Origin of the sequence: Leuconostoc lactis (assembly GCF_007954625.1) — a bacterium.
GTDB classification, from domain to species: domain Bacteria; phylum Bacillota; class Bacilli; order Lactobacillales; family Lactobacillaceae; genus Leuconostoc; species Leuconostoc lactis_A.
This window is the reverse complement of record NZ_CP042420.1, coordinates 1,180,610-1,193,744: the sequence shown is the minus strand read 5'-3', so window position 1 is coordinate 1,193,744 and position 13,135 is coordinate 1,180,610. Positions and strand designations below refer to the sequence as shown.

Annotated in this window: 9 protein-coding genes; 2 read left to right on the top strand and 7 right to left on the bottom strand. The window is 43.4% G+C overall.

The window, feature by feature from the left end; all coding sequences use genetic code 11:
* The first annotated feature begins 7 nt into the window (after positions 1-7).
* Both FGL80_RS05950 and FGL80_RS05945 read left to right on the top strand, forming a co-directional pair.
* Positions 8-1,639, top strand: a complete 1,632-nt coding sequence (locus tag FGL80_RS05950) for a glycoside hydrolase family 13 protein (RefSeq protein WP_055308032.1) — start codon at positions 8-10, stop codon at positions 1,637-1,639.
* Positions 1,640-1,657: 18 nt separating this feature from the next.
* Entirely contained in the window at positions 1,658-3,301 is a 1,644-nt protein-coding gene (locus FGL80_RS05945; protein WP_055308033.1) for an alpha-glucosidase, read from the top strand.
* Positions 3,302-3,360: 59 nt separating this feature from the next.
* Here FGL80_RS05945 and FGL80_RS05940 read toward each other — a convergent pair whose 3' ends face one another.
* The 7 genes from FGL80_RS05940 to FGL80_RS05910 form a co-directional block, all read right to left on the bottom strand.
* A complete protein-coding gene (locus FGL80_RS05940) occupies positions 3,361-4,227 on the bottom strand; it encodes a YitT family protein (protein WP_147001858.1) in 867 nt (288 codons plus the stop codon).
* Positions 4,228-4,337: 110 nt separating this feature from the next.
* Positions 4,338-6,107: an aspartate--tRNA ligase gene (aspS, locus tag FGL80_RS05935; protein WP_147001857.1), complete on the bottom strand. Its 1,770-nt coding sequence runs from the start codon at positions 6,105-6,107 to the stop codon at positions 4,338-4,340.
* A complete protein-coding gene (gene hisS / locus FGL80_RS05930) occupies positions 6,107-7,408 on the bottom strand; it encodes a histidine--tRNA ligase (protein WP_055308123.1) in 1,302 nt (433 codons plus the stop codon). The genes aspS and hisS overlap by 1 nt, the downstream gene beginning before the upstream one ends.
* A 337-nt stretch (positions 7,409-7,745) precedes the next feature.
* Positions 7,746-8,420: a beta-phosphoglucomutase gene (pgmB, locus tag FGL80_RS05925; protein WP_055308036.1), complete on the bottom strand. Its 675-nt coding sequence runs from the start codon at positions 8,418-8,420 to the stop codon at positions 7,746-7,748.
* 12 nt (positions 8,421-8,432) lie between these two features.
* Positions 8,433-9,401 (bottom strand): aldose epimerase family protein, encoded by a 969-nt coding sequence (locus FGL80_RS05920; RefSeq protein WP_055308037.1) that lies wholly within the window; start codon positions 9,399-9,401, stop codon positions 8,433-8,435.
* A gap of 40 nt (positions 9,402-9,441) precedes the next feature.
* The gene (locus FGL80_RS05915) at positions 9,442-11,709 is read right to left on the bottom strand and encodes a glycoside hydrolase family 65 protein (protein WP_055308038.1); all 2,268 of its coding nucleotides are present in this window, start codon (positions 11,707-11,709) and stop codon (positions 9,442-9,444) included.
* A 23-nt stretch (positions 11,710-11,732) separates the two neighbouring features.
* Positions 11,733-13,088 carry an SLC45 family MFS transporter gene (locus FGL80_RS05910; protein WP_055308039.1) on the bottom strand — a complete coding sequence of 452 codons (1,356 nt, stop codon included), beginning with the start codon at positions 13,086-13,088 and terminating at the stop codon, positions 11,733-11,735.
* Between the last annotated feature and the right edge of the window lie 47 nt (positions 13,089-13,135).

Below are 13,135 nucleotides of genomic sequence, written 5' to 3'. Positions count from 1 at the left end.
GTTTTTTATGACAGCACCTTGGTGGCAATCAGCCGTTGTCTATCAAATATATCCCCGTTCGTTTCAAGACACTAATCATGACGGCATCGGTGATATTCAAGGCATTATCTCACATCTTGACTACTTACAAAAACTAGGCGTTGACGCAATATGGTTGTCCCCCGTTTATGCTTCTCCAAACGATGATAACGGGTATGATATCAGTGACTATGAAAATATCATGTCTGAATTCGGTACAATGGCCGATATGGAAGCTTTAATTCATGCTGCTCGTGAAAGAAACATCAAAATCGTGATGGATCTCGTGTTAAATCACACTTCTGATGAACATGCTTGGTTTATTGAATCAAAACAAAGTCGCGGCAACGCTTATCGCGATTTTTATATCTGGCGTGATGCGCATCATCATGCAGAACCAAATGACCTACCTTCTGCATTTGGCGGTAGTGCCTGGACATTAGAGCCACTCACAAATCAATATTATTTACATTTATTTAGTCCAAAACAACCTGACTTAAATTGGGCCAATCCTGACGTCAGACAAGCAATTTATCACATGATTAATTTCTGGATTGATAAAGGTGTTGGTGGTTTTCGTTTAGACGTTATTGATTTGATAGGTAAAATACCAGATGAAAAGATAACTGCTAATGGTCCTAAGCTCCATGACTACTTAAAAGAAATGAACCAAGCAACCTTTGCGCATCATGATTTAATGACGGTTGGCGAAACTTGGGGGGCGACACCCGAAATCGCCAAATTATATACGCGTCCTGATCGTCACGAACTATCAATGGTTTTTCAATTTGAACACATCACGCTCGATCAAGAAACTGGTAAAGACAAATGGTTTTATCTCCCATTAGATGTTAGCAAACTCAAGGTTGTCATGACTAAATGGCAAACACAGCTCAACAGTGATGATGGTTGGCAGTCACTATTTTGGAATAATCATGATTTACCTCGAATTGTCTCACGCTGGGGTAATGATACGACTTACCGTGTGGTCTCAGCAAAAATGTTGGCAATTTTGCTGCACATGATGAAAGGGACCCCTTACATTTATCAAGGTGAAGAAATTGGGTTAACCAATACACCAGTCAAAGATATTTCGGCTTTACGAGATATTGAATCGTTAAACTATTACCATGATGCACGCAAAGATGGCGATCTATCTGCTGATGTGATACTTGATCAAATTAATCATAAAGGTCGTGATAATGCACGACGCCCTATCCCTTGGTGCAATAGCCTTAATGGGGGTTTCTCTGATGTTGACCCATGGATTGATACCAATAGCAATTACCCTGATATTAATGTTGAAGCAGCTTTGAATAATCCCAACAGTGTTTTCTACACGTATCAAAAATTAATTGCACTGAGACATCAAAATCCCATCGTGGTCTATGGGGATTTTGAGCTCATTGATACAGCTGATCAAGTCTTTGCTTATTACCGACACTATCACGATTTAACTTGGCTGGTTGTGACTAATTTCAGTCATCAGACCAATACATTCACAAGCGCCGATCATATAGAAGCCACCATAATTGCCAATTATGACGCACCAAAAACTTTGCAGCATAAAACGCTGCAACCTTATGAAGCATTTGTGGTTCAAGTCACGACAAAATTGTAATTTTAGAGGTGTTTATTGATGACAAAAATTGCGCCACCATGGTGGCAATCAGCTATCGGCTATCAAATTTACCCACGCTCATTTCAAGATACAAATCATGATGGTATCGGCGATTTGCAGGGTATTATTAAGCGCCTACCTTATCTTAAATGGCTTGGTATTGATTTTATTTGGTTAAATCCAATTTATACCTCGCCAAATGTCGACAACGGTTATGACATTGCTGATTTTCAAAACATCGCGCCAGAGTATGGGACATTATCTGATTTCAAAGCGCTTATTGCAGCAGCTCACAAACAAGATATTCGTGTCATTATGGATTTAGTTGTCAACCATACCTCAAACCAACATGCTTGGTTCAAAGCAGCCAAAACCAGTCGTACTAACCCTTACCACGATTTTTATATTTGGCAACCAAACCATCATCACCAGCCACCAAACAATTGGACTAATTTTACTGGCGATAGTGTTTGGACCTATAATGAGCCAACTGATGAATGGTATTTCCACTTGTTTGCGCCAGAACAGCCTGATTTAAATTGGGAAAATCCATCTGTACAAACCGAAATGATCAATATGATGACTTGGTGGTCTGAGCAAAATATTGATGGTTTTCGTCTGGATGCGCTTAGTCACCTTAAAAAATTTTCATTTGAGACACCACAACCCACTGGTGAACATCAATTTGATATTTTTGCAAATAATCCAGGTATCGAAAAATTTTTAAAACGTTTGCATGATACTTTTCAATCACTTCATTTGATGACTGTTGGTGAAGCTGGTGGTGTACATGCTGACACGGCTAGAAATTGGACGGGACCACAGGGTTTCATTGACATGATTTTTGAATTAGAACATCAATCTCGTCAATCAGAAGTCCCACCACGCGCCGACATCAATCATTTATTGTCTAGCTTGACAACGTGGGAAACACAACTCAATTCCCAGGGCTGGCTAGGGCTATATCTTGAAAATCACGATCAGCCTAGATCACTGACTGTTTATGGCGATAACAATCCTTTAGCAGCGAAAAGCTTGGCAACTTTGTTGCTCACATTGCGCGGTACACCGTTTATTTATCAAGGTGAGGAATTAGGTATGACCAACATGCCCTTTACTTCGCCAGACCAAATTGATGATCCACCAACTTATCATGATTTTCAACGCTTTAAGTCGACGGGTATGGCAACAGATTTAGCTTTAAAAAAAGCAACAAGTTGGTCACGTGACAATGCTCGGACCCCGATGCAATGGACGAAATTTGGCTTTTCCGACAACGCATCAGATGCTAAAAAGACCTGGTTGGTGACTAATCCTAACACAACAACGCGTAATTATCTGGAGAGTCGAGAAAATCCTGACTCCATACTGAATTATTATCGTCGTTTAATTCATCTCCGTCGACATGATGACACCTTAAAATCAGGTGATTTTCAGTTAATCACTATAGCAAACACTAAAATGTTAGTGTTTACACGACATACAACTGATAGCCAACGCTTAATTATCATCAACTTGTCAGATACCGCTCAAACAATTTCCCTGCCCAAACAACTACTCAATAAAGGCTGGCAGCCATTGCTAGCGACCATTAATCCTATCCCAGAAATATCCCCCACCCTGCACCTGAAACCATTTCAATCTATTATCTGGTATCACTAACGTTTTAAAAATACCAAAAATTAGCCAGCAAAAAAAGCGAATCGTACGATTCGCTTTTTTTATAGTTCTGGTTCGTAGAAACGGCCCACGGTATGTTCGATCTTCCACGTTGACGAAAAGGCATGTTCATCAACTGCCTTCATCACTTCCCGTAATTCATAACGTTCTTGATCGGTAATCACCGTCAATAATACGGAACGTCCTTCACCAGTATAGCCGCCACGCGCATCGTTGATAATGGTCACGCCACGCCGCATTTTATCATAAATGCCTTGCACCATTTCATCTGGTTTCGTCGTAATAATCATCACCTGCATTTGCTGTTGACGCGTATAAAAGGCATCAATCATACGTGAACTCACGACGACACCGACAATTGAATAGAGCGCGTATTTCCAACCGTAAGTCACACCCGCGCCAATCATAATCAACGCGTTAAAGCCGAGATTTACCGGCCCCATCTTAAAGCCAAACTTCTTTTTGACTAAGATGCCAATCACATCAAGGCCACCCGTTCCAACCCCATAACGCAATGCCGTTCCAACAGCCATCCCATTTAGGGCGCCACCAAACAATGCGTTAATCAGTGGATCAGGCGTTAACACCCGATGCGTATCAAAGAGTGGAATGAAGGCCGCACTGAGTAAAACAGCCAAAGTGGTAAAAATCGCAAACCGCCACGATAACCGCCACCAAGCAATCATCAACATCGGCAAATTAACAAGGGCCAACGCCAAGCCAACTGGGATGTGCCCACCAGATAACGTTGCCACTAATTGGGCAAAGCCGGTAAAACCAGAGGAGTAAATATGGCCTGGTCGCCAGAAATAATCCATGGCTACCGCGACAATAACGGCATAAAAGACCGCCCCACCGATACGTCCGGCAATGCGATGTTTCATAAAGTTGTGGAAAAATTTTCGCATGATGAATGTGCGTTAACGCTTGTCCTTTTTGAATTAGAGTATGATAAATATAGCATGAATGCCCACAAAAATATACCTCTAATCAAGATAAACGACACGTATTTTCTCATTTAGTCAGCATCAGGAACAATTAAGCCAAGATCATTCAATTGCTTACCGTCCACACGTGTTGGTGCTTCAGTCATTGGTTCAGTTGCGCGTGAATTTTTAGGGAAGGCAATCACTTCACGAATGTTATCTTGTCCCGCAAGTAACATGGCCAAACGATCCAAACCAAGCGCAATACCGCCCATTGGTGGGAAACCATATTCCATGCCTTCAAGTAAGAAGCCAAACGCTTCATGCGCTGCTTCTGGTGTGAAGCCAAGTGCCTTGAGCATCTTTTCTTGTACATCCATGCGATGAATACGGATTGACCCTGATCCTAGTTCGTAACCATTTAAGACCAAGTCATAACTTTGTGCATGGGCTTGGTGCGGATCTTCACCCTCATCAAGATAGTGCAAATCTGCCTCATTTGGCATGGTAAATGGATGGTGCGCGGCAATCCAGCGATCAAATTCTTCAGAATATTCAAACAATGGCCAATCCACAATCCAGGCAAAGGCCCAAGGATTTTCTTGATCAATCAAATCCAAATCTTGCGCTGTTTGACGACGTAGGTAATCTAAGGTTGCAGCGACAACATCCGCACGGCCGGCACCAAACAACAACAAGTCACCTTCTTTGGCGCTAGTGTCTTCAAGCAACGCATCCGCTTCAGGGAAGAACTTGGCGATTGGGCCAGAAATACCATCAGCTGTTACCTTTAACCAAGCTAAGCCCTTTGCCCCAAAGCGTTCGATATATTGTGCGAGCTTATCGATATCTTTACGTGAGTAGTGCGCCGCACCACCTGGAACGGCAATCGCTTTGACAACCCCACCATCTTTGACCGCATTCGCAAAGACCCCAAATTCAGAATCCTTGACCGTTTCAGACAAGTCCTTAAGTTCGTAAGGAATACGCAAATCAGGCTTATCCGTCCCAAAACGCGTCATCGCTTCTTCCCAAGTAAGTGTTTGAATTGCGGCAGTGTCTAGATCATAACCGATGACATCATGCATCATCGTCTTCACCCATTCATTCACTAAGGCCCGGATTTCATCAGCTGACATAAATGATGTTTCCAAATCCATTTGGGTAAATTCTGGTTGACGATCACCACGCAAATCTTCATCACGGAAGGCCCGCGCAATTTGGAAATAACGATCAAAACCAGCGCCCATCAATAATTGCTTAAACAATTGTGGTGATTGTGGCAAGGCATAAAATGAACCTGGGAAAATACGTGAAGGGACTAAGTAATCACGTGCGCCTTCTGGTGTTGACTTGGCCAAAATTGGCGTTTCAATATTGATAAAATCATTGTCATCCATAAATTTCATCGCGCTTGACATGATCTTTGAGCGAATGCGAAGATTCTTTTGCATTTCTGGTCGACGTAAGTCCAAATAACGGTATTGCAACTTCAATTCTTCGTTGGCGTTCACACCATCTTCGATATAAAATGGTGGTGTTTTTGATGTGGCTAAGATTTCTGCTTCTGTAACATCAATTTCCACTTTACCCGAATGAATCTTATTGTTCACTTGGCTCGCTTCACGATCAATAACTGTCCCTGTCACAGCAATCACGTATTCATTGCGCATGGCTTCTGCCACGGCCAACGCAGCTGGATGGGTCGCGTTAAATGTGAGTTGCACAATCCCTTCACGATCACGCAAGTCAACGAAAATCAAGTCACCAAAATCACGGCGCTTTTGTACCCAACCTGATAGTGTCACGGTTTGGCCAAGATACTTTTCATCAATTAAGCCGGCATATGTTGTTCGCTTCATTATTCTTCATCTCCTTCTGCATCAATAATTGTTGGCAAATCTGTGTAAAGATCAGCTAATTTCACTGTTTGTTGCTGACCAGTTGCCATAGTTTTAATCTTCGCTACGTGATCAGCTAATTCTTGTTCACCAATTGTGACCACGTATTTGCTTTGGTAACGATCAGCTGATTTAAATTGAGCTTTCGCTGAGCGCCCCAAGTAATCACGTTCCGCGACGTAACCAAAACCACGAATGGCTTGTACAATTTGCATGGCTGCCACTTCTGTGTCGTCACCAATATTGACAACATAAAAGTCTAGCCCTTCGGGTTCAACTGGCTTTAAGCCTTTGGCCTCAAGGAGACTCACCAAGCGTTCAACCCCAATTCCAAAGCCAACACCTGGCGTTTCCGGTCCACCAAATTCTGATACAAGGCCAGAATAACGACCGCCACCAGCAATGGTTGCTGCCCCTTTTAAGGTGTCATCCACCGTCATGATTTCAAAAATGGTATCGTTATAATAATCCAAACCACGCACCATTGTCGGATCAACTTCAAATGGAATATCAAGCGCAGTCAACAATGCTTGGACTTTTTCCCAATGCGCTTTTGCCTCATCAGAAAGATAATCCAAAATTACTGGTGCATCCGCAACAAAGACTTGATCACGTGGATCTTTAGAATCCAAGACACGCAACGGATTCTTTTCTAAACGTGCTTGTGAATCAGCAGATAGTTCATCAAAGTGTGGCTTCAAATAGTCAATCAAAGCCTGACGATAAGCGTCACGGGTTGCCTTATCCCCTAAGGAATTAATGGCAACCTTCAAGTTATCCAAGCCAAGAGTTTGGAAAAAATTGATCAGCATTGCGATGATTTCAACATCAAGCGCTGGTGATGATGAGCCAAAGGCTTCTGCGCCAATTTGGTGGAATTGACGGAAACGACCAGCTTGTGGTCGTTCATAACGAAACATTGGGCCAATGTAAAAGGCTTTATACGGCTTGTCAAATTCTGGGCCATAAAGCTTATTTTCCACAAAGGCACGCACGATGCCGGCCGTGCCTTCTGGCCGCAAGGCCACATGGCGATCACCCTTATCGTAGAAGTCATACATTTCTTTTGTCACCACATCAGAGGTATCCCCTGCTGAACGTGAAAAGACTTCAAAGTTTTCAAAAAGTGGTGTCCGCACCTCTTTAAAATTGTAATCGCCAAACAAAACGCGGGCTAGATTTTCAACATATTGCCATTGGACAGTTTGTTCTGGTAACAAATCAGCTGTGCCTTTGGGGCGTTGGAAAGTTGCTTTTGCCATTTTCATTCACACGTTGCGCGACGTATAGATTGTCGACAACGCCTACTCCTTTTATTTTTTACATTAAACCTCAAAAGCGCCCTTAACGACTAATCGTTAAGGGCGCTTTTGCACGGTACCACCTTAAATATTGACAGCACTGACTGTCACTTTGACTGCTTATCGCGCAACCACGCACTGTCTTGAACAACAGCGACCTCCAAGGTGTCACCAATCACGTCATTGTTTTGCTTGCATCACCCGCAAAATTTCTAAAGGTCCAAACTGTGATTTTTCCAATTCATCGGCTTTAATATATAACCTAATCATAGCGGGTCACTGCTTTAAAGTCAAGCAGTTATTCACCCATTAAAGCCGCAATGTTTTCAAGCGTCACATCTGCAGTTGTTGCAAAATTCAAGTCTGCTGCTGACAACACATTTGAATCACCGATACCCAATGATATTGCGCCAGCTGCGTTAATCGCTTCAATACCAGAAGTTGAATCTTCTAAGCCAAGCGTTTGTTCTGGTGGCAATGATAAAATTTCCGCCGCCCGCACAAAGATTTCTGGATCAGGCTTACCCTTAGCAAGTGTTGCTGGATCGACAATCCCAACAAAATCGTCCATCAAACCGAGGTGTTCAAGGATAAGTGGCGCATTCTTAGATGCCGAAGCAATGGCGAGTTGATACCCGGCTGCTTTAGCATTAGTAATGAAGGCCTTCATCCCCGGTAAAATATCAGCTTCTGTCAGTGTGGCAATCAGCGTTTGGTAGTTGCGATTCTTTTCATCAGCCAAGACTGCTTTTTCCGCGTCACTATAAGCATCACCCTGACCACTTGCCTCTAAAATCAGTTGGAGAGAATCCATTCGGCTAATCCCCTTGAGGCCTTCAGCCAATTCTTCTGTCCATGGTGTACCAACTTTGTCAGCAACTTGTCGCCAAGCTTGACCATGGAACTTCGCCGTATCAGCAATCACACCGTCTAGGTCAAAGAGGAAGCCTTTTATTTCTGAAAAATTAGTCATTTTTTGACTCCTTTAAATTAAATCATAAGTCACTTGATAGGTTTTCATCACATTTGCTGGTAACACAATATCACCAAAATCCGCGTGATTAATCGCATCAGGTAAGGTTTGCATTTCAACCGCAACGGCTGTCATCTGGTCACTATCCATCGCTGGATTGGTTGTAAAGACCACCACACCGTTACGATCTGAATCAATGGCAAGCGTCACATCAGTCTTAGGCGAGCGTAAAATCACTGCCGGCCCTTGCCGATCATCAGCCAAGCGCCAAGCATCATCAAAGCGGGCGTCACCGATGGGTTTTAATGTTTCAAGGTCGAATTTAGTCCCAGTGTTTTCAACTAGTGCCCCTGTTGGGATTTTAGCGTCATCAACTGCCACATGCTCACGCGCAGCAATTTGTAATTCGTGCTGGCTCGCATCTTGCTGTCGCCCATCAAAGTTGAAATAAACATGGGTCATCGGATTAAATAACGTCGTTGCCGTTGATTGCCCGCTAAAAGTGATCGTCACACGATCAGTCTCATCCAGTGAATACGTCACTTCTGCCCGCAATTCGCCAGGAAATTCTGTCACAAACGTGTGGGTAAAATGCACCGCTACTTGGTGGGCATCTTGTGTCACTGATGCTTGCCAATTCACCCGATCAAACCCATTAATGCCTGAATGCAAAATGTTTGGGCCATCATTAGGTGTTAATTTAAACGCTTCGCCGTCAAATTGATAGGCCACTTGCGATAAGCGACCACCCACTGGGCCGATTGTATGGCCCACGTGGAAGGGTTGTCCCACATAGTCAGACAATTGATCAAAATTAACCAATAATTCATGTGATTGACCAGCTTTAGACACGCGAAATGATTGCCAAGTCGCGCCATAGGTCAAAGCGGTCACCGCTGTTTGATTATCATTGACTAACGTGTACGCTGTCACTTCTTGACCATCTGGTAAATGGCCAAATATCTGCTCTTTTACTTGCATAACCCCTACCTTACTTCAAGTCAAATGTGTCACAACACACTTACTTATCTGACTTTGACAATGTCACTTCTTCTCCTGAAAGGTTAATTGTCAATGGGTCACCACTAATAAGTTGCACATTGGCACCAGCTTGGTCAACTGATACTTCCAAGACATGGCCACGGAAGACCAAACGGAAGCTGTACTTGTCCCACTTCTTTGGCAAGAATGGCTTCAAGTGCAATTGCCCGTCACGAACACGCATGCCAGCAAATCCTTGCACGATCGCCAACCATGAACCTGTCATCGCTGTGATGTGAAGGCCATCTTCTGTATCGTTGTTATAGTTATCCAAATCCAAACGCGCCGCACGTTCATACATTTCAACGGCCTTATCTGACATTTCCAGATCAGCGGCCAAAATGGCGTGAACAGATGGTGACAATGATGATTCATGCACTGTCAATGGTTCGTAGAATTCAAAGTTTTGACGCTTTTCATCTTCAGTAAAGGCGTCTGGGAAGTAGAACATCGCATGCAATGTGTCTGATTGCTTAATATATGGTGAGCGCAAGATACGATCCCATGACCAGTTTTGGTTAATAGGGCGAATATCTTGTGGCATATCGGCAATTGGCGTCAAATCCTTATCCAAGAACGTATCGTGTTGTTCAAAGATATGGTAGTCCTTACCCTTAAGCGTGATATCTGCTTCTGGCAAATACATCTTCGCCACAATGTCTTGCCACTTCTTAAGTTCGTCAGCTGACACATTCAAACGTGCCTTCTGTTCATCCGCAATGTCATCGTAGTTATCCAACGCATACTGCAAGACCCACTTGGCCATCCAGTTGGTGTAGAAGTTGTTGTTGACGTTGTTTTCGTATTCGTTTGGTCCCGTGACACCATGAATCATGTATTGGCCGTGACGTTCAGAATAGTGCACACGATCAGCCCAGAAACGGGCAATGTTGTACAAAACTTGCGCCCCATCACCTGTCAACCATGAACGGTCGCCAGTAATGTTCGTGTAGTTATAAATTGCATAAGCAATTGTTGAGTTACGGTGAATTTCTTCAAACGTAATTTCCCATTCGTTGTGTGATTCAATCCCATCAAAGGTTACCATTGGATACAAAGCACCCGCTAGGCCTTGTTCCTTAGCGTTATGGAAAGCACCATCGAGTTGATCAAAACGGTATTGCAACAATGATCGTGTCACTTCAGGTTCAGCAACCCCAAGGTAAACTGGGATGGCAAACGCTTCCGTATCCCAGTACGTTGCGCCACCATACTTTTCGCCAGTGAAGCCCTTAGGTCCAATGTTCAAACGTGGGTCGTTACCGTAGTAAGTTGAGAACAATTGGAAGAGATTGAAGCGAATACCTTGTTGCGCTGCATCATCCCCTTCGATTTGAACATCGGCCTTTTCCCAACGGTTAGCCCATTCTTGAGTGTGTGCTGTATACAAATCGTCATAGCTTTGTGCTGCAATCGCTTGCGTGATTTCCGCACCTGCAGCGACCACGGCATCCAAATCCGCATAATCACGTGATGTCGTCACGACAACACGCTTTTCAAATGTCACTTCACCAGCTGCCGGCACTGTCAAATCAAAGTGATCAGTCACTTCGGTTGCTGTTTGTGATGCCGTTTGGTTGTCACCGCCGACAAAGCTTTGACGGGCTACTACTGTAAATTGTGGCACATCAAATGGATTTTCAACAGTCTGTGTCGCAATAAATGAGGTGTCATTTTCATGACCAGCTGACAAGACTTGCCAGAACTTTTCATCATAGTTTGAATCTTCATTGACAACATCCGCATCAATACTTGCGTCAAAGCGCACTTGATGGGCCTGACCGTCAGCTGATGCAAACGTGTAATGCAAGACTGCTAATTCCTTTTGTGCCACCGAAATCAAACGGGTTACTGTCACTTTGACACCGAATACCGTAAAGGTACGGTTTAAGACACCCTTTTGCATATCCAATGACAACTCAAAGTCTTGGACATCATTTTTTGCCAAGTCCACTTGTTGGTCATCGATGTAGAAATCCGCTTTAACAAAATTCAAAGCATTAATTGCCTTACCGAAATAGTGTGGATAACCATTTTTCCACCAACCAACACGTGTTTTGTCAGGGAACCAAACACCACCGATATAAATACCTTGGTGCGTATCACCTGAATACACTTCTTCAAACATGCCACGCATGCCCATATATTCATTTCCCAAACTCGTCATTGATTCCTGAAGACGCTTGTCTTGTGGATTCAATTCATGAGTTGTCACTGTCCAGGGATTAACTTCAAAAATTCTTTTCATTTGTTCTCACCTCATTGTGTTTATTATACGTCAGCATTAACTGGGTTACTGTGAATTTCCTTAATAAAGGCAACACTTAGCGCACCAAAGAACATCAAGATACCAGATACCAAAATCATCACTGGGAAACTTGAACCCAAAGCTGGGAACAATGCGAAGCTGGCAACTGAAGCCACGATTTGTGGCAAGCAGATTGAGCCGTTAAACAAGCCCAAGTACGTACCCATGTGATCACCTGGCAACGCATTTGTCACCATGATGAATGGGTAAGCCATCATACCGGCCCATGAAATACCAATTAAGATAAATGACACAATCAGTAAGTATTGTGAATGCACAAAGAATACTGAAGCAAAACCAATTGCGCCTAAGAAGAGTGACAAAGCATAACCAAGCTTGTTACGTGAAGCTGGAATCTTTGACAAAACAAGTGACCAAACGACGGCTGCAACCGCGTAAACGGCTGACATGATACCAAACCAGTTACCACCGTTTTGGTAACCTGCTGTTGTTGGATCAGTCGCATTGAAAATGTTATCAGCGACAGCACCAGTACCATAAGTCCAAAGGTATTGGAAAGCCATCCAGCAGAAGAATTGTGTGATTGTCACTGTCCAGAAAGTCTTTGGGGCACGCTTTAGCAAAGCGAAGAAGTCACCCTTACCATTTTCAGCAGTGTTCAAAGCATAACCATGGTAAAGTTCGTATGTGGCATCGTCATATTCTTTGACATTAAATACGGCGATCAATGAGAAGATGACCAACACAATGGCCCCAACATAGAATGAAATCACAACGGAAGCAGGCACTTCACCCTTTGGCGCCGTGTTAGCAACACCAACTGCTGTCAGCAAGAATGGGAAGATTGTTGCTAAGACTGAACCCGTATTTGAGAGGAAACTCTGGATTGAGTAAGCATATGACTTCTGATCTTCGTTGACCATGTCACCAACAACCATTTTGAAGGGTTGCATTGCCACGTTAGAACTCAAATCCATGAACAAAATTGTAATGGCACCAAACCATAGACCAGCCGTTGTTGAGAAGCCAAAACTACCTGAGTTTGGCAACAAGAACATCACAACAACTGATACCAATGCCCCGACCAATAGGTAAGGCATGCGGCGTCCAAAGCGCTTTGTCCATGTGCGGTCTGAGAAGTAACCCACAATTGGCTGAACAAAGAGTCCAGCAAGTGGTGGTAGGATAAAGAAGAATCCTAATTTTGTGGGGTCAGCCCCAAGTGTTTGAAAGATACGTCCCATTTGTGAACTCTGCAATGAGAAAGCCATCTGTACACCTAAGAAACCAAAACTCAACATCCAAATTGTGCTTAATGGCAAATTTGGTAGGCCTTGGCCTTTTTGCTTGTTAACCATAATCGTCTCCTTAAATAAAACATATAATATTGTAAGCGTTTACAGAT